A 21705-nucleotide genomic window follows, 5' to 3' on the forward strand; every position below is an offset into this window, starting at 1 on the left:
GCATGTTTAGCCTGACGCTTTACAGGGATGGCAAAACCGACAAGCCGCGCCCGCTCAGGGTCCTCGACCCGTCGGCGGGCGCCCGTGAACAGGACAGGGTCAAGTAAACAGTGAAGACGACGACGATGTTCCACAAGATCGCCAACCCGCGGCGCACGACGCTGGCACACCTCGACGGCGCCGACGATCTGCAGACGCCGGTCCAGCAGGAGCATCCCGTCGAACTCCCGGCCCAGACTGCCAACCCCAAGCGCACCGTCCTCATGGAGATCCCGGTCGCGGCGGGCGCCGCGAACTGACACCGGTCCATACGCGCGCCGGCCGCGAAACGCTCAAGGCCCACCGCGCGGGAACGAGGGGCGCCCCCGGGACGACGGGGGCGCCCCTCGTTGTTGCGTGAGGCCGGGACACCTGCGCGTTAGCCTGGAGCGTCAGACTCCAGCCGATCGGTCAAGGGGACAAGCATCCCGTGCGCATCGCCAGATTCTCCATCGACGGGAACGTCGCCTTCGGGGCGGTCGAGGGTGAGAAGCAGGACGAACTCGTCCTGGACATCATCAAGGGCATCCCGTTCGCGGACTTCGAGCTCTCCGGCACCAAGGTCCCGCTGAGCAGGGTCAGGCTGCTGCCCCCGGTGCTCCCCAGCAAGGTGGTCGCCTTCGGCCGCAACTACGCCGACCACGCGAAGGAGATGGGCAACGAGGTGCCCGACGCCCCCTTCGCCTTCTTCAAGCCGTCCACCTCGGTGATCGGCCCCGGCGACGAGATCCAGTACCCCTCCTTCTCCCAGGAGGTCCACCACGAGGCCGAGCTGGCCGTGGTCATCGGCCGGCTGTGCCGTGAGGTCCCGCGCGAGCGCGTCAAGGACGTGATCTTCGGCTACACCTGCGCCAACGACGTCACCGCGCGCGACGTCCAGAAGCGCGAGAAGCAGTGGGCCCGGGCCAAGGGCTTCGACACCTCCTGCCCGCTCGGTCCCTGGGTGGAGACGGACCTGGACGTCGCCGCCGCGAACGACCTGACCGTCCAGCTCACGGTCAACGGCGCCCAGCGGCAGCTCGGCCGCACCAGCGAGATGACCCACCCCATCGAGGATCTGATCGTCAACATCTCCGAGGCCATGACCCTGCTCCCGGGCGACGTCATCCTCACGGGCACCCCGGCTGGGGTCGGCCCCCTCAACGTCGGCGACGAGGTCGCCGTCACCATCGAAGGCATCGGCACTCTCACCAACAAGGTTGTCAAGCGTGGCTAGCGCACCCGGCTCCCCCGTACGCGTCCGTTTCTGCCCGTCGCCCACCGGTAACCCCCATGTGGGCCTGGTCCGCACCGCCCTGTTCAACTGGGCGTTCGCCAAGCACCACCAGGGCACCCTCGTCTTCCGCATCGAGGACACCGACGCGGCCCGCGACTCCGAGGAGTCCTACGCCCAGCTGCTCGACTCGATGCGCTGGCTCGGCTTCGACTGGGACGAGGGCCCCGAGGTCGGCGGCCCCCACGCCCCGTACCGCCAGTCGCAGCGCATGGACATCTACCAGGACGTCGCGCGCAAGCTGCTGGAGGCCGGTCACGCCTACCGCTGCTACTGCTCCCAGGAGGAGCTCGACACCCGCCGCGAGGCCGCCCGCGCCGCCGGGAAGCCCTCGGGGTACGACGGCCACTGCCGCGAGCTGACCGACGTCCAGGTCGAGGAGTACGAGGCCCAGGGCCGCGAGCCGATCGTCCGCTTCCGGATGCCTGACGAGACGATCACCTTCACCGACCTGGTCCGCGGCGAGCTGACCTTCACCCCGGAGAACGTCCCGGACTACGGCATCGTGCGCGCCAACGGCGCCCCGCTGTACACGCTGGTCAACCCGGTCGACGACGCCTTGATGGAGATCACCCACGTCCTGCGCGGCGAGGACCTGCTCTCCTCCACCCCGCGCCAGATCGCCCTGTACAGGGCGTTGATCGAGCTGGGCGTCGCCAAGGAGGTCCCCGCCTTCGGTCACCTGCCCTACGTCATGGGCGAGGGGAACAAGAAGCTCTCCAAGCGCGACCCGCAGTCCTCGCTCAATCTCTACCGCGAGCGCGGCTTCCTGCCCGAGGGCCTGCTCAACTACCTCTCCCTCCTCGGCTGGTCGCTCTCCGCCGACCAGGACGTCTTCACCATCGACGAGATGGTCGCCGCCTTCGACGTCGCCGACGTGCAGCCGAACCCGGCCCGCTTCGACCTGAAGAAGTGCGAGGCGATCAACGGCGACCACATCCGCATGCTCGACGTGAAGGACTTCACCGAGCGCTGCGCACCCTGGCTCAGGGCCCCCTTCGCGCCCTGGGCGCCGGAGGCCTTCGACGAGACCAAGTGGCAGGCCGTCGCCCCGCACGCGCAGACCCGCCTCAAGGTCCTCTCGGAGATCACGGACAACGTCGACTTCCTCTTCCTGCCGGAGCCGGTCTTCGACGAGGCCTCCTGGAACAAGGCGATGAAGGAGGGCTCGGACGCCCTGCTCCGCACGGCCCGCGAGAAGCTGGACGCGGCCGACTGGACGTCCCCCGAGTCCCTCAAGGAGGCCGTCCTGGCCGCCGGCGAGGCCCACGGCCTCAAGCTCGGCAAGGCCCAGGCCCCGGTCCGCGTCGCCGTCACCGGCCGCACGGTCGGCCTGCCGCTCTTCGAGTCCCTCGAGGTACTGGGCCGGGAGAAGACGCTGGCCCGCATCGACGCGGCCCTGGCGAGGCTCGCCGCGTAGGTCACCCGCAGTGAGGGGCGGCGCCCGGGAGCATCCGGGCGCCGCTTCTCGCCGTTTTGGGTACCGTCGGTCCCATGGCGATCCGAGCCGTTGTCTGGGACGTGGACGACACGCTGTTCGACTACACCACCGCCGACCGTGAGGGCATGCGGGCGCATCTGGTGGCCGAGGGGCTGCTCGCCGGGTACTCCTCCGTGGAGGAGGCGCTGACGCGCTGGCGGGAGGTCACCGAATTCCAGTGGGCGCGGTTCGCCGCCGGCGAGGTGGACTTCGAGACGCAGCGGCGCGACCGCACCCGGGTCTTCCTGGGGCGGGGGATGACCGACGCCGAGGCGGACGAGTGGTTCCGGCGCTACGTCGCGCACTACGAGTCGGCCTGGAGTCTCTTCCCGGACGTGCTGCCCGTCCTGGACGCCCTCGCCGCCAGTCACCGCCATGCGGTGCTCTCCAATTCCAGCCTTTCGGTCCAGGACCGCAAGCTCCGCGTCCTCGGCGTGCACGACCGCTTCGAGGCCATCCTGTGCGCCGCCGAACTGGGCGTCTCCAAGCCCGAGGCCGGCGCCTTCCTCGCCGCCTGCGACGCGCTGGCCCTGCCCCCGGACCAGGTGGCGTACGTCGGGGACCACCCGGAGATCGACGGCCGGGGCGCGGCAGACGCCGGGCTGCTGTCGGTCTGGATCGACCGCGGCGGCGTCTACGCGACCGTCGAGCCGCCCGTGGGGCCGCGCCGTATCGCCTCGCTCGCCGAACTCCCCTCGCTGCTGCGCGGCGATACTCGTTTTGGAGCCCCGTCCACCTTCGGGTAATGTTCTTCCTGCGCCGCGGGGAGCGGGCCGGAAGGCCGGAGCCTCGAAGCGCAGAACTAGAACAAGAACCCCTCAGGGGCTTGCGTTCCAGTGGCCTATGGTGTAATTGGCAGCACGACTGATTCTGGTTCAGTTAGTCTTGGTTCGAGTCCAGGTAGGCCAGCTCGCAGAGCTCATCTGCACCCGCGGATCACATCCGCAAGCCCCCGTTGTGTAGCGGCCTAGCACGCTGCCCTCTCAAGGCAGTAGCGCCGGTTCGAATCCGGTCGGGGGTACAGATCCTTCCCGCGAGGACGGTCAGGGTAGCTCCCGCTGATCTCGATGCAGGATCGCTAGGGCCCCCGTTGTGTAGCGGCCTAGCACGCCGCCCTCTCAAGGCGGTAGCGCCGGTTCGAATCCGGTCGGGGGTACTGACTGGTCTAAACCATCATTGGTCTATGGTGTAATTGGCAGCACGACTGATTCTGGTTCAGTTAGTCTTGGTTCGAGTCCAGGTAGACCAGCAGGATCTGCGGAAACGCGTGATCCGAGCCCCCGTTGTGTAGCGGCCTAGCACGCCGCCCTCTCAAGGCGGTAGCGCCGGTTCGAATCCGGTCGGGGGTACGTCGACGGAAGCCCTCCACTTCGGTGGGGGGCTTCCGTGCTGTCGCGCTCACTCGATCCCGTACCGTCGCGCCGACTCCTCCTCCTGTGCCAGCCGGTGGAGCGCCCGCAGGACGGGCTCGAAGAGCACCGCGGACGCCACCGCCAGTTCCACCTGCTCCGTCGGTGAGGCGTGTGTCTCCATGAAGTCGAGCTGCCGGCGCGCGACCTGGTGCATCAGCTCCCCGTACGGAGCCATCAGTTCGGCGTCCCACAGATAGCCGAGCCGGCGCAGCGTGGCCACCGCCACCACCAGCGAGCGGTGCACGGGGGAGAGCGGGGCGAGCTCACGGGCGGTCTCCCAGCCCAGCGACTCCAGCAGCCGGTCCACCTCCGCGCGGGCTGCCACGACCGCGGGATCGTCCTCGTCCGGCTCGGGGGCGTGCGGCAGCGCCCACAACGCCGCGCCCAGACGGACGGTGCGGCCCAGTGACTCGTCGTCCACGTGCCCCAGCACCTCGCGCGCCGTCGCCACCGGAACGCCTCCCACCTGGATCAGGGCCCGTACCAGACGCAGCCGGCGCAGATGCCCCGCGTCGTACTCGGCCGTGGTCGCGGTGACCCGGTGACCCGGGGGCAACAGTCCTTCCCGCAGGTAGTACTTGATCGTCGCGGTCGACACACCGCTGCGTTCGCTCAGTTCCGCCAGCCGCACCTCTTGCGCCCTTCCTGGGATAGCGAGACTATCCAAGCAGTGCCCGAGAGCACCGCTCGTCCACCCTACGGATCGGGGGAAAGAGTGATGTCGCGCAGGTTCGCCGTCGCCGAGCGCACGACCGCGGCGGCCGAGGGGGACGTCGTCGTCCTGCTGATCGGCATGCGGATCAACCGCTTCTGGGCGGTGCACCACTGGCTTCCGGTCCTGCTGTCCATGCCGCGCATGCTGCGGGAGCTGGGCAGGCAGCCGGAGCGCGGGCTCCTCGGCCACGTGCTGCTCACCGCCTCGCCGCGGACGTACTGCGTCGTCCAGTACTGGGAGTCCAAGGAGAAGCTCCACGCCTACGCTCACGCTCCCGACACGTTCCACCACACGGCGTGGACGTTCATCAACCGCAAGGAGCGGTCGGGGAAGGTACGTGGGCACGTGGGGCTGTGGCACGAGACGTACGTGGTGCCGCAGGGGTCCTACGAGTCGATCTACGCCGACATGCCGGCGTTCGGGCTCGCGGCCGCGCACGGGCGGACGCCGCTGGAGCGGCGCGGCCGGCGCGCGAAGGACAGGTTCGCGTACCGGCCGGAGAAGGAGGCGCCGCCGGCGAGGGCCGACGGCGCGTGAAGCCGGGGGAGGACCCGCCGCGGCGTTGAGGCGGGCCCGTTCCCGGCCGACGGGCGGACTTTCAGGAGCGGCGCAGCGCCTCGGAGAGGCGGCCGGCGGCGTCGATGACGGCCTGGGCGTGCATGCGGCCGGGGTGCCGGGTCAGCCGCTCGATGGGGCCGGAGACGGAAACGGCGGCCACCACGCGGTTCGACGGGCCGCGCACCGGCGCCGACACGGACGCCACGCCCGGCTCGCGCTCGCCGATCGACTGGGCCCAGCCACGGCGCCGAACGCCCGACAGGGCGGTCGCGGTGAACCGGGCACCCTGCAGGCCGCGGTGCAGCCGCTCGGGCTCCTCCCAGGCCATCAGGATCTGCGCCGAGGAACCGGCTTTCATCGTGAGCGTGGAGCCCACCGGCACCGTGTCCCTGAGACCGGAGAGCCGCTCCGCCGCGGCGACGCAGATGCGCATGTCGCCCTGGCGGCGGTAGAGCTGGGCGCTCTCGCCGGTCACGTCGCGCAGGTGGGTGAGGACCGGGCCCGCCGTCGCGAGCAGCCGGTCCTCGCCCGCCGCCGCGGCCAGTTCGGCCAGCCGCGGGCCGAGAATGAAGCGGCCCTGCATGTCGCGCGCCACCATGCGGTGGTGTTCCAGCGCCACGGCCAGGCGGTGGGCCGTGGGTCGTGCCAGTCCGGTGGCCCCGACCAACCCCGCGAGGGTGGCCGGACCGGACTCCAGAGCGCTCAGGACGAGGGCCGCCTTGTCCAGAACGCCGACGCCGCTACTGTTGTCCATGCAACGATACTTGCGTCTCACTCTGTGAAACGCAAGTTCAATTTTCCGTGGAACCCGCCACTCTGGACGTACGGAAGCAACGCGGCCCGTGGACCACCGGGCCTGGCGGCGGACGCCCGGGATCAGGGGTGCGGGCGCCGTCTCCCCACAGATCTAGTTGGGCCGGCGCACCACTTGCCGGCCGGAGGGAAAGCGATGGGTAGGACACTCGCGGAGAAGGTCTGGGACGACCACGTCGTCCGGCGCGCCGAGGGCGAGCCCGACCTCCTCTTCATCGATCTGCACCTGCTGCACGAGGTGACCAGCCCGCAGGCCTTCGACGGCCTCCGCAAGAACGGCCGCCCGGTGCGCCGTCTCGACCTCACCATCGCCACCGAGGACCACAACACCCCCACCCTCGACATCGACAAGCCGATCGCCGACCCGGTCTCCCGGGTCCAGCTGGAGACGCTGCGCGAGAACTGCGCCGAGTTCGGCGTCCGGCTGCACCCCCTGGGCGACGTCGAGCAGGGCGTCGTCCACGTCGTCGGCCCGCAGCTCGGTCTGACCCAGCCCGGCATGACCGTCGTCTGCGGCGACTCGCACACCTCCACGCACGGTGCCTTCGGCGGGCTGGCGTTCGGCATCGGCACCTCGCAGGTCGAGCACGTCCTGGCCACCCAGACGCTGCCGATGGCCCGCCCGAAGACCATGGCGATCACGGTCAACGGCGAACTGCCCGAGGGCGTCACGGCCAAGGACCTGATCCTCGCGATCATCGCGCGGATCGGCACGGGCGGCGGCCAGGGCTACGTCCTGGAGTACCGCGGCGAGGCCGTCGAGAAGCTCTCGATGGAGGCCCGGATGACCATCTGCAACATGTCGATCGAGGCCGGCGCCCGTGCGGGCATGATCGCCCCGGACGAGACGACGTTCGCCTACCTCGAGGGCCGTCCGCACGCCCCGAAGGGCGAGGACTGGGACGCGGCCGTCGCCTACTGGAAGACGCTGAGGTCCGACGACGACGCGGAGTTCGACGCCGAGGTCGTCATCGAGGCGGCCGAGCTGTCGCCGTTCGTCACCTGGGGCACCAACCCGGGCCAGGGTGCTCCGCTGTCCGCCTCCGTCCCCGACCCGGCTTCGTACGACGACGCCTCGGAGCGGCTCGCCGCCGAAAAGGCCCTGGAGTACATGGGGTTGGAGGCCGGCCAGGAGCTGCGCTCGATCAACGTGGACACCGTCTTCGTAGGTTCGTGCACCAACGGCCGCATCGAGGACCTGCGTGCCGCCGCGGACGTCATCAAGGGCCGCAAAGTCGCCGACGGCGTACGGATGCTGGTCGTCCCCGGCTCGGCGCGCGTGGGTCTGCAGGCCGTCTCCGAGGGCCTGGACGTGGTCTTCAAGGAAGCCGGCGCCGAGTGGCGGCACGCGGGCTGCTCCATGTGCCTGGGCATGAACCCCGACCAGCTCGCCCCCGGTGAGCGCTCCGCCTCCACCTCCAACCGCAACTTCGAGGGCCGGCAGGGCAAGGGCGGCCGTACCCACCTGGTGTCCCCGCAGGTCGCCGCCGCCACGGCGGTCCTCGGTCACCTGGCCTCCCCGGCCGACCTCGCCGCAGCCGACGCCCGTACGCCCGCTGGAGTCTGATCAGTCATGGAAGCATTCACCACGCACACCGGCCGGGCCGTCCCGCTGCGCCGCAGCAACGTCGACACCGACCAGATCATCCCCGCCCACTGGCTCAAGAAGGTGACACGGGACGGGTTCGAGGACGGGCTGTTCGAGGCCTGGCGCAAGGACCCGCGGTTCGTGCTCAACCGCCCGGAGCGCGAGGGCGCCACGGTGCTGGTCGCCGGCCCCGACTTCGGTACCGGCTCCTCCCGCGAGCACGCCGTCTGGGCGCTGCAGAACTACGGCTTCAAGACCGTGATCTCCTCCCGCTTCGCCGACATCTTCCGCGGCAACTCGCTGAAGAACGGGCTGCTGACGGTCGTCCTCGACCAGAAGATCGTGGACGCGCTGTGGGAGCTCACGGAGGCGGACCCCACCGCCGAGATCACCGTTGACCTCGAGGCCCGCGAGGTACGCGCCGACGGCATCACCGCCTCCTTCGAGCTCGACGAGAACTCGCGCTGGCGGCTGCTGAACGGGCTGGACGACATCTCCATCACGCTGCAGAACGAGGCGGACATCGCCGCGTACGAGGCGAAGCGCCCCTCGTTCAAGCCGAGGACGCTCACGGTCTGACCCGCGCCCCGGCCGAAGTCCTCGCGAGACGTCGACTTTCGGCCACCGCATCACCCCACCCGTACCCCCGATCGGCCCGATCGGGGGTACGGCCGTGTCGGCACCCGTTCGGCCCCGCGTGCCCTCTTGAGGCCCCTCAACTTGCCACGTTATGAAGGTGGTTGCCGGGGTACACGTGTCACGTGCGCGTGATCTCCGCAGGTGCGCGGACGGCCGTCCGGCGCGGTAGTTGCCCCCTGGGCAGGCGACAACTCGCCCCAGATGGCACAATCTGTGCATGGGACGCGACGGCCAACTCCAGCTCTATGCGGCGGTCGCGGTCCAGCTCAAAGAAGCGCACGCAAGAGTGCGCGCACTGCAAGTCCCGGAGGGCGTACGGATGGCGCTGGCCCGGAAGCTGCTGGTCATTACGGCCGCGGCCAAGCACGATCTCGCCGGTGCGGCAAGGCGTCTGGAGCGGTTCACCGCGGACCTCGACGCGGGTCGATTCCCCGAAGAGGAACGCTGAACAGTCGAGACAGTCGAGTTCGTTGCGGCACAAGGGTGATTAGCCCGTTTCGTGTTTGATTTGCGGTATATATCTGCCTAACGTGCGAAAAGCTTGAACACTTTCGTTCTGGCGATGTCTCCGAAGGGGAAGACGTGAACAAGGCGCAGCTCGTAGAAGCGATTGCCGACAAGGTGGGCGGCCGCCAGCAGGCCGCCGACGCCGTCGACCACGTACTGGACGCCATCGTCCGCGCGGTCGTCGCGGGTGAGCGGGTCTCGGTCACCGGCTTCGGTTCGTTCGAGAAGGTCGACCGCCCGGCGCGCTACGCCCGCAACCCCCAGACGGGCGAGCGGGTTCGAGTCAAGAAGACCTCCGTTCCGCGCTTCCGTGCAGGTCAGGGCTTCAAGGACCTGGTGAGCGGCTCCAAGAAGCTGCCGCGCGGCGGTGAGGTCTCGGTCAAGAAGGCACCCAAGGGCAGCCTGACCGGAGGAGCTTCGGCGACGGTGAAGAAGGCCGCGGCCAAGAAGACCACGGCGAAGAAGGCGACCACGGCGAAGACGGCCGCCAAGAAGACGACCGCGAAGAAGGCCGCCACCAAGACGGCGGCGAAGAAGACCGCCACGGCCAAGAAGGCGCCCGCCAAGACCGCGGCGACGGCGAAGACCACCGCCGCGAAGAAGACGACCGCCAAGAAGGCCCCCGCGAAGAAGGCGACGGCCACGAAGGCCCCCGCCAAGAAGTCGACCGCGCGCAAGACCACCGCGAAGAAGACCACCACACGCAAGAAGTAACGAGCTTCTCCCGCCCCCTCGGGCAAGCGGTTCTCACGCGCCGGGCCGGACTCCTCGGGGAGTCCGGCCCGCGGTGTGTCCGGCAGGGCGGGGCGCCGGGGTGGTCAGAACGTCTGGAGCGTCACCAGCGTGATCCGCCGGGCCTCGCCCTCGCCCTCGGTCTCCACGCGCACCCGCTGCCCGGGACGCAGGAGCCTCAGACCCCCCGCGTCGAACGCCGGGGCGTCGAAGGGCACCGGGGTGCCGTCGTCCAGAAGCACCTGACCGCTGCGGCTGTCGGGGTCGTAGGTGTACGCGGTGGCCTGCATGCCGGCAGCCTACTGCTCCGCCATCAGCAACCGCGCGGCGACCGCGGCCGTGCGGGGGCCCACCCCGAGGGCCAGCGCCGCCCGCAGCTCGTCCCCGGTGTCCACGTCCTGCCGCACGGAATCCACCGCCTCCAGGCAGAGTTCCACCGCTCCGGACGCCCGGTGCCGGGCCCGGGACCCGGGCCCGAAGAAGGGGCGCAGTTCCCGGCCCCGGCCCGCCGCCAGCAACGTCGTGCCGAGTGCGGCGGCATCGGCGAGGAACGCGCGCGGATACGCGGCCGCCGCGTCGAGAACGCGGGCCAGTTCCGCCGGGCGGAGGGCCGGCAGATCCGCGTTGAGGGCCGCCACGGAGGCCGCGTGCCGTGCGGAGCCCACCGTGGCCGCGGCATGGGCGAGAGCCGCGTTCAGGCCGCCGCGCGGCTGGTCGGGAACGATTCCGGCGCCCAGCGCGGCCAGCTCGCGGGCGGCCAGGGCGTCGTTCGTGACGACCACCACGTCCCGCACCGCCGGGCATTCCAGCGCGGCGGCCACCGTGTCCTGCGCGAACGCGAGCGCGAGGCCCGGGCGAAGGCCGTCGCCGGCCGTGTCCGACAGCCTGCTCTTGGCCTCGGCCAGCGGCTTCAGGGGTACCACCAAGGTCCACTGCACGAGTGTTGCGTCCCTCTCTTGTCGCGGCCATTGTCCCCCGGAGCACGGGGGCGCGAGGGGGTCGGGGCGTACGGTGTTCTCGACAGACCGGCGGCCCGGGGCGACACTTGTGCGCCCGCCCGGCCTCCGGGGCCGGGCCCTTGGCCTGTCGTTCGGAAGAGGAAGGTGTACTTGTGCCGCGCCGCAGAATCGGCTTCTGGTACCGCTTCGCCGCGGTGATCTGCAAACCGCCGCTGGTGGTTCTCCTCAAGCGGGACTGGCGCGGAATGGAGAACATTCCGGCCGAGGGTGGATTTATCACCGTGGTGAACCACAATTCGCACGTCGATCCCTTCGCCTATGCGCACTTTCAGTACAACACCGGACGTGTTCCGCGATTCCTGGCGAAGAGCGGCCTTTTCAACAAGGGATTCATCGGCGCCGCCATGCGCGGCACCGGACAGATCCCCGTGTACCGCGAGAGCACCGACGCGCTCAGCGCCTTCCGGGCCGCGATCGACGCCGTGGAGCGCGGCGAGTGCGTCGCCTTCTACCCCGAGGGCACCCTCACCCGGGACCCGGACGGCTGGCCCATGACCGGCAAGACCGGCGCCGCCCGCGTCGCGCTGCAGACCAAGTGTCCCGTGATCCCGGTCGCCCAGTGGGGCGCCAACGAACTGCTGCCGCCGTACGCGAAGAAGCCCAGCCTCCTGCCGCGCAAGACCAGCCGGGTGCTGGCCGGGCCGCCGGTGGACCTCGACCGCTTCTACGACCAGGAGATGACCCCGGAACTGCTCAAGGAGGCGACCGAGGCCATCATGGCGGCCATCACCGCCCAGCTCGAGCGGATCCGCGGCGAGAGGGCGCCCGAGACGCCCTACGACCCGCGCCGGGAGCGGATCGAACAGCGCCGCAGGACGCATACGCAGCGGCGGCGGGAGAGGACGCGGGGCGGCAGGCCGACCGCGCGGGAAGAGGGGCTGGGCACGTGAGCAAGCCGGTCAAGGCGGCCGTCTTCGGCACCGGATCGTGGGGGACGGCCTTCGGCATGGTCCTCGCCGACGCCGGCTGCGACGTCGTGCTGTGGGGACGGCGCCCCGAACTCGCCGAGGCGGTCAACTCCACCCGCACCAACCCCGACTACCTGCCCGGCGTCGAACTCCCCGAGAACCTGCGGGCCACCGCGGACGCCGCCGAGGCGGCGCGCGGCGCCGATTTCACCGTCCTCGCGATCCCCTCGCAGACGCTGCGCGGAAACCTCGCCGAGTGGACCGGGCTGCTCGCCCCCCGCACGGTCCTGGTGTCGCTGATGAAGGGCGTCGAACTCGGCTCCGCGATGCGGATGAGCGAGGTGATCGACGACGTCGCCAAGGTCGGCCCCGAGCGCATCGCCGTCGTCACCGGCCCCAACCTGGCCCGGGAGATCGCCGCCCGCATGCCCGCCGCCGCGGTGGTCGCCTGCACCGACGAAGGCGTCGCCCAGCGGCTCCAGACCGCCTGCCACACCCCGTACTTCCGCCCCTACACCAACACCGACGTCATCGGCTGCGAGCTGGGCGGCGCCGTGAAGAACGTGATCGGGCTGGCCGTCGGCATCGCGGACGGCATGGGGCTCGGCGACAACACCAAGGGCTCCCTCATCACCCGCGGTCTCGCCGAGACCACCCGGCTCGGCGTCGCGCTCGGCGCCGACCCGCTGACCTTCTCCGGACTCGCGGGCCTGGGCGACCTGGTGGCCACCTGCTCCTCGCCGCTGTCCCGCAACCACACCTTCGGCACCAATCTCGGCAAGGGACTGACGCTGCAGGAGACCATCGCGGTCACCAGGCAGACCGCCGAGGGCGTCAAGTCCTGCGAGTCGGTGCTCGATCTGGCCCGCAGGCACGGCGTCGACATGCCGCTCACCGAGACGGTCGTCGCCATCGTGCACGAGGGCAAGCCTCCCGTGGTCGCCGTCAAGGAGCTGATGTCGCGCAGCGCGAAGCCCGAACGACGCTGAGCGACAGCCCCCCCCGTTCGGTTCACGCTCGGCGTTGCGGGCGCTGACCCGCGGCTCGGCCAGCAGGTACTCTCGTCGCGATATGAGCACCGAGAACCTCCCCCAGAGCCCCGAGCAGCCGTCCCGCAAGCCGCGTGTGGCCGTTGTGTTCGGCGGGCGAAGCTCCGAACACGGGATCTCCGTGGTCACCGCCGGCGCCGTCCTCAAGGCCATCGACCGGAGCAAGTACGACGTCATGCCGATCGGCATCACCCCCGACGGCCGCTGGGCGCTCACCGTCGACGAGCCGGACCGCATGACGATCAGCGACCGCCGTACGCCCAGCGTCGACCAGCTCGCCGAGTTGACCGAGGGTTCAGTGGTGCTCCCCGTCGACCCCGCCAGCCGCGAAGTCGTCTACAGCGAGCCGGGTTCGGTGCCCAAGGCCCTGGGCGAGGTCGACGTGGTCTTCCCGGTGCTGCACGGCCCCTACGGCGAGGACGGGACCCTCCAGGGTCTCCTAGAACTCTCCGGCGTCCCGTACGTCGGCTCGGGCGTGCTCGCCTCGGCCGTCGGCCAGGACAAGGAGTACATGAAGCGGGTGTTCACCTCCTTCGGGCTCAAGGTCGGCCCGTACCTGGTGATCCGGCCGCGCCAGTGGGAGCAGGACGAGTCCGCCGCCCGCAAGAGGATCGTCGACTTCGCCGGCGAGCACGGCTGGCCGCTGTTCGTGAAGCCGGCGCGCGCGGGCTCGTCGATCGGCATCACCAAGGTCGAGGGCCCCGCCGGGCTGGACGAGGCGATCGCCGAGGCACGGCGCCACGACCCGAAGTTCCTCGTGGAGGCGGCGCTGCGCGGCCGCGAGATCGAGTGCGGGGTGCTGGAGTTCGAGGACGGTCCGCGCGCGTCGCTGCCGGCCGAGATCCCGCCGCCCGACGCGCACGCGTACTACGACTTCGAGGCCAAGTACATCGACTCCACGCCCGGCGTCGTGCCCGCGCCGCTGACCGACGAGGAGACGGCCGAGGTGCGCCGGCTCGCGGTCGAGGCGTTCGACGCCGCCTCCTGCGAGGGACTCGTGCGCGCGGACTTCTTCCTCACCGAGGAGGGCGAGTTCGTGATCAACGAGATCAACACGATGCCCGGCTTCACCCCCATCTCGATGTACCCGCAGATGTGGCAGGCCACCGGGGTGGGCTACCCGGAACTGGTGGACCTGCTGGTGCGGGCGGCGCTGCGCCGGTCGACCGGCCTGCGCTGAGCCGCGCCACCGTCCACCACCGGGAGAAGGCGGACCCCTCGGGGTTCGCCTTCTGCCGTGAGCGGTGCCGTCCGCGGCGGCCGTCCGTCTCCCGGGGAGCGGCGGGCGCGCGCCGCAGTATGATCGCCACGCCGCCCCGGCCCGCGGCCGGTTCGGACGCGGGTCCGGGATCGTCGCGACTCTCACCGTCCACCGTCGCCGGCCGGACCTCGTCCGGGTTCCGGCACAGCTCGGTGACCTTCGCGTCCGGGCCGGAACCGCCGCGGACGCGCTGTCGTCTGCTGAGGAGCAGCCCGCGGCGGTGACCAGCACCGCGAGCGCGGGGGCAACGGTGTGCCGGTGACGGAAGGAGTTCACCGGCACAGGGGGAGACGAGGGCTACAGATGGACGACCGGGCAGGTCAGGGTACGGGTGATGCCGTCCACCTGCTGGACCTTGGCAACCACCATGCGGCCCAGGTCGTCGACGGTGTCGGCCTGCGCGCGCACGATCACGTCGTACGGTCCGGTCACGTCCTCGGCCTGGATGACTCCAGGGATCTTGCCGATCAGCTCGGCGACGGTCGACGCTTTGCCGACCTCCGTCTGGATCAGGATGTACGCCTGTACCACGGAACCTCCAGGGCGGCCACGAGGATCATGTGGGGAAAAGGAACGCCACGGTATCGCGTTGCCACTCGTCGCGGGGAGACCTGCGGGAACCGGGTCTTGCGCGCCGGGGTACAGGCACGAGAGAAGTTGACGGTCATCTCGACCGTAGCGAGGACTCGGACGACTCGCGACCGGGCACGGACAGGTAAAGAAGGGGCGAAAGGGCAATGAAGGGCACTGTTGGTGAGCTCGGTGAGTTCGGGCTCATCAGGGAGCTCACCTCCCGTCTCACCACCACCCCGGCGGTCCGGGTCGGCCCCGGCGACGACGCCGCGGTGGTCTCCGCGCCCGACCGGAGGGTCGTGGCCAGCACAGACATCCTGCTGGAGGGCCGGCACTTCCGGCGCGACTGGTCCACGGCCTACGACGTCGGCCGCAAGGCCGCCGCGCAGAACCTGGCCGACATCGCCGCCATGGGCGCCGTGCCGACCGCGCTGCTGCTCGGCCTCGTCGTCCCGGCGGAACTGCCGGTGACCTGGCCCAGCGAGCTGATGGACGGCCTGCGCGACGAGTGTCAGGTGGCCGGCGCCGCGGTCGTCGGCGGTGACGTCGTCCGCGGCGACACGATCATGGTGTCGATCACCGCGCTCGGCGACCTGCGCAACCAGGAGCCCGTGACCCGGGGCGGCGCGCAGCCCGGTGACCTCGTCGCGGTGACCGGCTGGCTGGGCTGGTCCGCGGCCGGGCACGCGGTGCTCTCGCGCGGGTTCCGCTCGCCGCGCGCCTTCGTCGAGGCGCACCGGCGACCCGAACCGCCGTACCACGCCGGACCGGCGGCCGCCGGTCTCGGCGCCACCGCGATGTGCGACGTGAGCGACGGCCTGATCGCCGACCTCGGGCACATCGCCGAGGCCAGCAAGGTGCGCATCGACATCCGCTCCGGCGCGATCGACATCCCCTCGCAGATGAACGACATCGGCCAGGCCGTCGGCGTCGACCCGATGCAGTGGGTGCTGACCGGGGGGGAGGACCACGCGATCGTGGCGACCTTCCCGCCGGACGTGAAGCTGCCGGCCCGCTGGAAGGTGATCGGCGAGGTGCTCAACCCGTCGGCACTGCCCCAGGTGACGGTCGACGGAGCGCCCTGGACGAGCCAGGGCGGCTGGGACCACTTCGCGGACATCGAGTCGTGAGCGCGCCGCCCAGGGTCCTCACCGTCGCCGGCTCCGACTCCGGCGGGGGCGCGGGCATCCAGGCCGACCTGAAGGCGATGCTCGCCCTCGGCGTGCACGGCATGAGCGTGCTCACCGCGGTGACCGCGCAGAACTCCCTGGGCGTACAGGGTGCCTGGGAGCTGCCGGTGGAGGCGGTGCGGGCCCAGTACCGCAGCGTCGTCGACGACATCGGCGTGCAGGCGGTCAAGACCGGCATGCTGTCCTCCGCCGAACTCGTCGAGGCGGTGGCCGACTTGATCGCCGGTACGGACGCGCCGGCGGTCGTCGACCCGGTGGGGGTCTCCAAGCACGGGGACCCGCTGCTCGCGGCCTCGGCGCTGGACTCCGTACGGACCGCGCTGCTGCCCGTGGCGACGGTGGCCACGCCCAACCTGGACGAGGTGGCGCAGCTCACGGGCGTCCGGGTGGGCTCGCAGGCCGATCTGCGCCGGGCGGCCGAGGCGGTGCTGGAGTTCGGTCCGCGCTGGGTGGTGATCAAGGGCGGCCATCTCTCCGGTGACGCGGTGGACCTGCTCACCGACGGGTCCGAGGAGCACTGGCTGCGGGCGCCGAGACACGACAACCGGCACACGCACGGCACGGGCTGCACGCTCGCGTCGGCGATCGCGTCACACCTGGCGAAGGGGCACTCCGTACCGGAGGCGGTGACGGCGGCCAAGGACTACGTCACCGGAGCCATCGCGGCCGGCTTCGCCCTGGGCGCGGGCATCGGACCGGTGGACCACGCCTGGAACCTGCGCGTGCCGCGCTGACCGCGGCGGCCCGTCAGGCCGTTCCCCCGAACCGCCGGTCCGGGCACCCCGACAGGGCACCGCGGCACAGCAAAAAGCCGGTCCACCGAGGTGGACCGGCCGTTGCGGCGAAACCGGTTGTGGCCGCGCGCTCAGCGAAAGCGTCAGCGCGAGACCTTGCCGGCCTTGATGCACGAGGTGCAGGCGTTCACGCGCTTCGGCGTCCCGCCGACCACGGTACGCACACGCTGGATGTTCGGGTTCCAGCGGCGGGACGTACGGCGGTGCGAGTGCGAGATGTTGTTGCCGAAGCCCGGCCCCTTGCCGCAGACGTCGCAGTTGGCAGCCACGGGTCACTCCAAAGACTTCAGATGCACTTACGGTTGATCCCGGCATGCCGGGATCAGGATCCTGGGCTCCAGGAGCCCGGTGGGAATCTGAGTGGCGTTGCCAGGGGAGAGGCCCGATCGGATCGGGCAACCGGAGCAGCATACAACGGCTGCACCCGTAGAACGAAACTACCACGGCAGCTCAGGGGCCCGCCTGCGGCCCTCTTCCGGTGGGAAGCCCCTCACCGTCTACGCTGCCTGCCACGGCCGGCAGCTCAGGGAGGCGCAGGTGGCGCAGGTGCCGCAGACATTCTTCGATGCTCTCGCGGTGCGTGCCTGGTGCGGTCTCGCGCTCGACGCCCTGGGGCGGGCCCGGGAGGAGATCGACGCGATCAACGTCTATCCCGTGGCGGACGGCGACACCGGAACGAACCTCTACCTGACCGTCGAATCGGCGGCGGCGGCGGTGGAGGCGGTCTTCGCGGGTCACGAGGCCGGCGGGAGCCGGGAGCCGGGGCCGACCCTGGCGGACGCGGTACGGGCGATGGCGCACGGAGCGCTGATCGGCGCCCGTGGGAACTCCGGGACGATCCTGGCGCAGATGCTGCGCGGGATGGCCCAGGTGCTGACCGGCGACGGGGCCCCGGGCCACGCCGACGGCCGGGCACTGGGGCTCGCCCTGAGGCACGCGGCCGACTCCGCGCGGCAGGCGGTGGCGCACCCCGTCGAAGGCACGGTCCTCACGGTGGCCTCGGCCGCCGCCGACGCCGCCGACGCCGCCGGGGCGGCGGAGGGCGACTGCGGGGCGGTGGCCCGGGCGGCCCACGACGGCGCCCGGGCGGCGCTCGCCGAGACACCGGACCAGCTCCCGGTGCTCCGGCGCGCGGGTGTGGTGGACGCCGGCGGCAGGGGACTGCTGGCGGTGCTCGCGGCACTGGTGGCGACGTTCACCGGGGAGACGCCGCGCGATCGGCACGCGCGCGTGGCGGCCCGCGACGGCACGTTCCCGGGAACGGCCGAGTGCGCGGACGGCGCTTCCGCACCGGGGCCGGGGGGACCCGCCTTCGAGGTGATCTACCTGCTGGAGGCCGGGGACGCGGCCGTGGCGCGACTGCGGGAACGGCTGGACGGGCTGGGCGACTCGCTCGTCGTGGTCGGCGGGGACGGGCTGTGGAACGTCCACGTGCACGTCGACGACGCCGGCGCCGCGGTGGAGGCCGGAGTCGAGGCCGGGCGGCCGTACCGGATCCGCATCACCCACTTCGGGGCCGGGGACGTCCACACGACGGGCGCCGAGTGGACCCGGGGCGAACGCGCCGAGCGGGCCGTCGTGGCCGTGGTGCCAGGGGAGGGTCTGGCGGGGCTGTACACGGAGGCGGGCGCGACCACCGTGCTCGCCCGCCCCGGGGAGCCGCCCGCCAGCGGCGAGCTCGTCGAGGCCGTACGGCGGGCGCACGCGCGCGAGGTGGTCCTGCTGCCCAACGACGCGGACCTGCGCCACACCGCGGCCGCCGCGGCCGAGCAGGTACGGGCCGAGGGCGTCAGGGCGGCCCTCATCCCGACCCGCTCCGCGGTCCAGGGCATCGCGGCGCTGGCCGTGCACGAGCCGGGACGCCGCTTCGACGAGGACGTGGTGGCGATGACGTCCGCGGCGGGCGCGACCCGCTACGCCGAGGTCACCGTCGCCGAGCGCCAGTCCTGGACGATGGCGGGCATCTGCCAGGCAGGGGACGTCCTCGGCCTGGTCGACGGCGACGTCGCCGTGATCGGGGAGGACGTCACGGCCACCGCCGAGGCCGTGCTCGACCGCATGCTCGCGGCCGGCGGCGAACTGGTCACCCTGGTCCTCGGTGACGGCGCCCCCGCATCCGTCGCCGCCCGCCTGGAGGCCCGCGTCCGCGAGGGCTACCTCGCCGTCGACACGGTGGTCTACCACGGCGGCGGACAGGGCGCCCTCCTCCTCATCGGGGTCGAGTGAACCGGCGGTCCCCCGGGACGCGGCCCGAAAGGGCGACCCCGCCCTCCCCCCGTTGTCGGTGCCGTGGTGTGCAATGGATCCCGTGCCCGCACTGGAAGAACCACTGAAGAAGGTGCTCGGCCCCGCCACCGCGAAGGTGATGGCCGAGCACCTCGGCCTGCAGACCGTCGGCGACCTCCTCCACCACTACCCGCGCCGGTACGAGGAGCGGGGCCGGCTCACCCACCTCGCCGACCTCCCCATGGACGAACACGTCACGGTGGTCGCCCAGGTGGCCGACGCCCGCCTGCACACCTTCGCCTCCGCCAAGGCCCCGCGCGGCAAGGGCCAGCGCCTTGAGGTGACCATCACGGACGGCAGCGGCCGGCTGCAACTGGTCTTCTTCGGCGCCGGCGTCCACAAGCCCCACAAGGAACTCCTGCCGGGCACCCGCGCGATGTTCGCCGGCAAGGTCTCCGTCTTCAACCGCCGTCTGCAACTCGCCCACCCTGCATACGAGTTGCTGCGCGGCGACGCCGGGGAGACGGTCGAGACCTGGGCCGGCGCCCTCATCCCGATCTACCCCGCCACCGCCAAGATGGAGTCCTGGAAGATCGGCAAGGCGCTCCAGACGGTCCTGCCCAGTGCCCAGGAGGCCCTGGACCCGCTCCCGGACTCCCTGCGCGCGGGCCGCGGACTGCTCCCGCTCCCCGAGGCCCTGCTGAAGATCCACCGTCCGCACACCAGGGCGGACATCGAGGAAGCCCGCGCCCGCCTCAAATGGGACGAGGCCTTCGTCCTCCAGACCGCCCTCGCCCGCCGCCGTCACGCCGACGCGCAACTGCCCGCCGTCGCCCGGCGGCCGAAGCCCGACGGCCTCCTCACCGCCTTCGACGCCCGGCTCCCCTTCACCCTCACCGAGGGCCAGCGGAAGGTCACCGAGGAGATCTTCACCGACCTCGCCACCGAACATCCCATGCACCGCCTGCTCCAGGGCGAGGTCGGCAGCGGCAAGACCATGGTCGCCCTGCGCGCCATGCTCGCCGTCGTCGACGCGGGCGGGCAGGCGGCGATGCTCGCGCCCACCGAGGTGCTCGCCCAGCAGCACCACCGGTCGGTCACCGAGATGATGGGGGAGCTCGCCGAGGGAGGGATGCTCGGGGGAGCGGACGACGCCACCAAGGTGGTGCTGCTCACCGGTTCCATGGGGGCGGCCGCCCGCCGCCACGCGCTGCTCGACCTGGCGACCGGCGAGGCCGGCATCGTCATCGGCACACACGCGCTGATCGAGGACAAGGTGCAGTTCCATGACCTGGGCCTGGTCGTGGTCGACGAACAGCACCGCTTCGGCGTGGAGCAGCGTGACGCCCTGCGCGGCAAGGGCAAACAGCCCCCGCACCTGCTCGTCATGACCGCCACGCCCATCCCGCGCACGGTCGCCATGACCGTCTTCGGCGACCTGGAGACCTCCGTCCTGGACCAGCTCCCCGCCGGGCGCTCGCCGATCGCCAGCCACGTGGTGCCGGCCGCCGACAAGCCGCACTTCCTCGCCCGCGCCTGGGAGCGGGTGCGCGAGGAGGTGGCGAACGGCCACCAGGCGTACGTGGTCTGCCCCCGCATCGGTGACGAGGAGGACGCCCCCAAGGGGACGGCGAAGAAGAAGTCCCCCGAGGACGACGCCGAGAAGCGGCCCCCGCTCGCCGTCCTGGACGTCGCCGACCACCTGGCGAAGGGGCCGCTGCGGGGCCTTGGGGTCGAGGTCCTGCACGGACGCATGCAGCCGGACGACAAGGACGCCGTCATGCGCCGCTTCGCCGCCGGCGAGGCCGACGTCCTGGTCGCCACGACCGTCATCGAGGTGGGGGTCAACGTCCCGAACGCCACCGCAATGGTGATCATGGACGCCGACCGCTTCGGCGTCTCCCAGCTCCACCAGCTGCGCGGCCGCGTCGGCCGCGGCTCGGCCCCCGGCCTGTGCCTGCTGGTCACCGAGATGCCCGAGGCGAGCGCCGCCCGGCAGCGCCTGACCGCCGTCGCCTCCACCCTCGACGGCTTCGAGCTCTCCCGGATCGACCTGGAGCAGCGCCGCGAGGGCGACGTGCTGGGCCAGGCCCAGTCCGGCACACGCTCCAGCCTGCGCATGCTCGCCGTCATCGACGACGAGGAGATCATCGCCGAGGCCCGCGAGGAGGCCACGAGGATCGTCGCCGCCGACCCTGAGCTGACGGACCTGCCCGCCCTGCGCACGGCCCTGGAGGCGCTGCTGGACGAGGAGCGGGAGCAGTATCTGGAAAAGGGCTGACAGACTGGGAACGGCCACCGACCAGCACACACCGACAAGGACCGAGGACATGACCCGCGTGATCGCCGGCGCGGCCGGCGGACGCCGCCTGGCCGTCCCGCCGGGCCAAGGCACCCGCCCGACCTCCGACCGGGCGCGCGAAGGCCTCTTCTCCACCTGGCAGTCGCTGCTCGGCGGCCCGCTGGACGGCGAGCGCGTCCTCGACCTGTACGCCGGTTCCGGTGCCGTCGGGCTGGAGGCGCTGTCCCGGGGCGCGGGGCACGTCCTGCTCGTCGAGGCCGCCGCCCGGGCCGTCCGCACGGTCCGGGAGAACGTGAAGGCGCTCGGGCTCCCCGGCGCCGAGGTCAGATCCGGCAAAGCGGAACAGATCGTCCGGGAGGCGCCCCCGCGGGAGCCGTACGACATCGTCTTCCTGGACCCGCCCTACGCCGTCCCGGACGACGATCTTCGCGAGATCCTGCTCACACTCCGCTCGGAGGGCTGGCTCACGGACGAAGCCCTCGTCACCGTGGAGCGCAGCACCAGAGGCGGGGAATTCGCCTGGCCGCCCGGCTTCGAGGCGGTCCGGGCCCGCCGCTACGGCGAGGGAACGTTTTGGTACGGTCGCGCCGCCTCTACGTGCGAAGACGCACGATGACCGGACCGGAG

General features: G+C 71.5%; 23 protein-coding genes and 5 tRNA genes. 22 read left to right on the plus strand and 6 right to left on the minus strand.

The genetic code is table 11. The features are described 5' to 3' along the window. Window positions 1-110: 110 nt before the first annotated feature. The 9 genes from BU52_RS13550 to BU52_RS13590 all read left to right on the plus strand — a co-directional run bounded on the left by BU52_RS13550 (window position 111) and on the right by BU52_RS13590 (window position 4141). Entirely contained in the window at window positions 111-299 is a 189-nt protein-coding gene (locus tag BU52_RS13550) for a hypothetical protein (protein ID WP_037933205.1), read from the plus strand. Between the two features lie 170 nt (window positions 300-469). After that, entirely contained in the window at window positions 470-1255 is a 786-nt protein-coding gene (locus BU52_RS13555) for a fumarylacetoacetate hydrolase family protein (protein ID WP_037933207.1), read from the plus strand. Beyond that, a complete protein-coding gene (gene gltX, locus BU52_RS13560; protein ID WP_037933210.1) occupies window positions 1248-2732 on the plus strand; it encodes a glutamate--tRNA ligase in 1485 nt (494 codons plus the stop codon). The genes BU52_RS13555 and gltX overlap by 8 nt, the downstream gene beginning before the upstream one ends. 74 nt (window positions 2733-2806) lie before the next feature. Then, window positions 2807-3538 (plus strand): HAD family hydrolase, encoded by a 732-nt coding sequence (locus BU52_RS13565; RefSeq protein ID WP_037933480.1) that lies wholly within the window; start codon window positions 2807-2809, stop codon window positions 3536-3538. A gap of 91 nt (window positions 3539-3629) precedes the next feature. Then, window positions 3630-3701, plus strand: a tRNA-Gln gene (locus BU52_RS13570). A 39-nt stretch (window positions 3702-3740) separates the two neighbouring features. Further along, window positions 3741-3813 (plus strand) — tRNA-Glu (locus BU52_RS13575). 62 nt (window positions 3814-3875) lie between these two features. Further along, window positions 3876-3948, plus strand: a tRNA-Glu gene (locus BU52_RS13580). Window positions 3949-3969: 21 nt separating this feature from the next. Next, window positions 3970-4041: transfer RNA gene (locus tag BU52_RS13585), tRNA-Gln, on the plus strand. Between the two features lie 27 nt (window positions 4042-4068). Continuing rightward, a tRNA-Glu gene (locus BU52_RS13590) sits at window positions 4069-4141 on the plus strand. 49 nt (window positions 4142-4190) lie between these two features. On the opposite strand, the gene BU52_RS13595 is transcribed toward BU52_RS13590, so the two are convergent. Then, window positions 4191-4835 carry a MerR family transcriptional regulator gene (locus BU52_RS13595; RefSeq protein ID WP_037933213.1) on the minus strand — a complete coding sequence of 215 codons (645 nt, stop codon included), beginning with the start codon at window positions 4833-4835 and terminating at the stop codon, window positions 4191-4193. Window positions 4836-4922: 87 nt separating this feature from the next. Here BU52_RS13595 and BU52_RS13600 point away from each other — a divergent pair, with 87 nt between their 5' ends. Beyond that, entirely contained in the window at window positions 4923-5456 is a 534-nt protein-coding gene (locus tag BU52_RS13600; protein WP_037933215.1) for a DUF4188 domain-containing protein, read from the plus strand. 61 nt (window positions 5457-5517) lie between these two features. Here the strand turns inward: BU52_RS13600 and ndgR are convergent, their stop codons facing one another. Beyond that, a complete protein-coding gene (ndgR, locus tag BU52_RS13605) occupies window positions 5518-6231 on the minus strand; it encodes an IclR family transcriptional regulator NdgR (RefSeq protein ID WP_004924944.1) in 714 nt (237 codons plus the stop codon). 195 nt (window positions 6232-6426) lie between these two features. Between ndgR and leuC the strand changes: the two genes are divergently transcribed. The 4 genes from leuC (at window position 6427) to BU52_RS13625 (ending at window position 9738) form a co-directional block, all read left to right on the plus strand. After that, the gene (gene leuC / locus BU52_RS13610) at window positions 6427-7857 is read left to right on the plus strand and encodes a 3-isopropylmalate dehydratase large subunit (protein ID WP_037933217.1); all 1431 of its coding nucleotides are present in this window, start codon (window positions 6427-6429) and stop codon (window positions 7855-7857) included. Between the two features lie 6 nt (window positions 7858-7863). Continuing rightward, window positions 7864-8457 carry a 3-isopropylmalate dehydratase small subunit gene (leuD, locus tag BU52_RS13615; RefSeq protein ID WP_037933218.1) on the plus strand — a complete coding sequence of 198 codons (594 nt, stop codon included), beginning with the start codon at window positions 7864-7866 and terminating at the stop codon, window positions 8455-8457. A 277-nt stretch (window positions 8458-8734) separates the two neighbouring features. Continuing rightward, the gene (locus BU52_RS13620; protein WP_037933219.1) at window positions 8735-8965 is read left to right on the plus strand and encodes an SCO5555 family protein; all 231 of its coding nucleotides are present in this window, start codon (window positions 8735-8737) and stop codon (window positions 8963-8965) included. A 134-nt stretch (window positions 8966-9099) separates the two neighbouring features. Further along, window positions 9100-9738, plus strand: a complete 639-nt coding sequence (locus BU52_RS13625; RefSeq protein ID WP_037933221.1) for an HU family DNA-binding protein — start codon at window positions 9100-9102, stop codon at window positions 9736-9738. A gap of 104 nt (window positions 9739-9842) precedes the next feature. Here BU52_RS13625 and BU52_RS13630 read toward each other — a convergent pair whose 3' ends face one another. Together BU52_RS13630 and cofC are read right to left on the minus strand one after the other, a co-directional pair. Next, window positions 9843-10046, minus strand: coding sequence for a hypothetical protein (locus BU52_RS13630; protein ID WP_037933223.1), 204 nt, complete (start codon window positions 10044-10046; stop codon window positions 9843-9845). 9 nt (window positions 10047-10055) lie between these two features. After that, on the minus strand, window positions 10056-10694 hold the full coding sequence (gene cofC / locus BU52_RS13635; protein WP_037933225.1) for a 2-phospho-L-lactate guanylyltransferase: 639 nt from the start codon (window positions 10692-10694) through the stop codon (window positions 10056-10058). A gap of 173 nt (window positions 10695-10867) precedes the next feature. On the opposite strand from cofC, the gene BU52_RS13640 reads away from it, so the two are divergent. The 3 genes from BU52_RS13640 to BU52_RS13650 all read left to right on the plus strand — a co-directional run bounded on the left by BU52_RS13640 (window position 10868) and on the right by BU52_RS13650 (window position 13912). Beyond that, window positions 10868-11665, plus strand: a complete 798-nt coding sequence (locus BU52_RS13640) for a lysophospholipid acyltransferase family protein (RefSeq protein WP_037933228.1) — start codon at window positions 10868-10870, stop codon at window positions 11663-11665. Beyond that, window positions 11662-12672: an NAD(P)H-dependent glycerol-3-phosphate dehydrogenase gene (locus BU52_RS13645; protein WP_037933230.1), complete on the plus strand. Its 1011-nt coding sequence runs from the start codon at window positions 11662-11664 to the stop codon at window positions 12670-12672. The genes BU52_RS13640 and BU52_RS13645 overlap by 4 nt, the downstream gene beginning before the upstream one ends. 82 nt (window positions 12673-12754) lie before the next feature. Next, entirely contained in the window at window positions 12755-13912 is a 1158-nt protein-coding gene (locus BU52_RS13650; RefSeq protein ID WP_037933232.1) for a D-alanine--D-alanine ligase family protein, read from the plus strand. 378 nt (window positions 13913-14290) lie between these two features. On the opposite strand, the gene BU52_RS13660 is transcribed toward BU52_RS13650, so the two are convergent. Next, a complete protein-coding gene (locus BU52_RS13660; protein ID WP_037933238.1) occupies window positions 14291-14524 on the minus strand; it encodes an Lrp/AsnC family transcriptional regulator in 234 nt (77 codons plus the stop codon). A 206-nt stretch (window positions 14525-14730) separates the two neighbouring features. Here BU52_RS13660 and BU52_RS13665 point away from each other — a divergent pair, with 206 nt between their 5' ends. Both BU52_RS13665 and thiD read left to right on the plus strand, forming a co-directional pair. Further along, window positions 14731-15696, plus strand: a complete 966-nt coding sequence (locus tag BU52_RS13665; RefSeq protein ID WP_037933245.1) for a thiamine-phosphate kinase — start codon at window positions 14731-14733, stop codon at window positions 15694-15696. Further along, window positions 15693-16490: a bifunctional hydroxymethylpyrimidine kinase/phosphomethylpyrimidine kinase gene (thiD, locus tag BU52_RS13670; RefSeq protein WP_037933246.1), complete on the plus strand. Its 798-nt coding sequence runs from the start codon at window positions 15693-15695 to the stop codon at window positions 16488-16490. Before BU52_RS13665 ends, thiD begins: the two co-directional genes overlap by 4 nt. A gap of 143 nt (window positions 16491-16633) precedes the next feature. Here thiD and rpmB read toward each other — a convergent pair whose 3' ends face one another. Then, complete coding sequence (gene rpmB / locus BU52_RS13675) at window positions 16634-16819, minus strand: 50S ribosomal protein L28 (protein ID WP_003993230.1); 186 nt, start codon at window positions 16817-16819, stop codon at window positions 16634-16636. A 268-nt stretch (window positions 16820-17087) separates the two neighbouring features. On the opposite strand from rpmB, the gene BU52_RS13680 reads away from it, so the two are divergent. The 3 genes from BU52_RS13680 to rsmD all read left to right on the plus strand — a co-directional run bounded on the left by BU52_RS13680 (window position 17088) and on the right by rsmD (window position 21694). Next, window positions 17088-18776 (plus strand): DAK2 domain-containing protein, encoded by a 1689-nt coding sequence (locus tag BU52_RS13680; protein ID WP_037933249.1) that lies wholly within the window; start codon window positions 17088-17090, stop codon window positions 18774-18776. 73 nt (window positions 18777-18849) lie between these two features. Then, a complete protein-coding gene (gene recG / locus BU52_RS13685; RefSeq protein ID WP_037933252.1) occupies window positions 18850-21057 on the plus strand; it encodes an ATP-dependent DNA helicase RecG in 2208 nt (735 codons plus the stop codon). 49 nt (window positions 21058-21106) lie between these two features. Then, window positions 21107-21694 (plus strand): 16S rRNA (guanine(966)-N(2))-methyltransferase RsmD, encoded by a 588-nt coding sequence (gene rsmD / locus BU52_RS13690; protein WP_037933255.1) that lies wholly within the window; start codon window positions 21107-21109, stop codon window positions 21692-21694. Window positions 21695-21705 lie beyond the last annotated feature (11 nt).

This window comes from Streptomyces toyocaensis (assembly GCF_000725125.1).
GTDB classification, from domain to species: domain Bacteria; phylum Actinomycetota; class Actinomycetes; order Streptomycetales; family Streptomycetaceae; genus Streptomyces; species Streptomyces toyocaensis.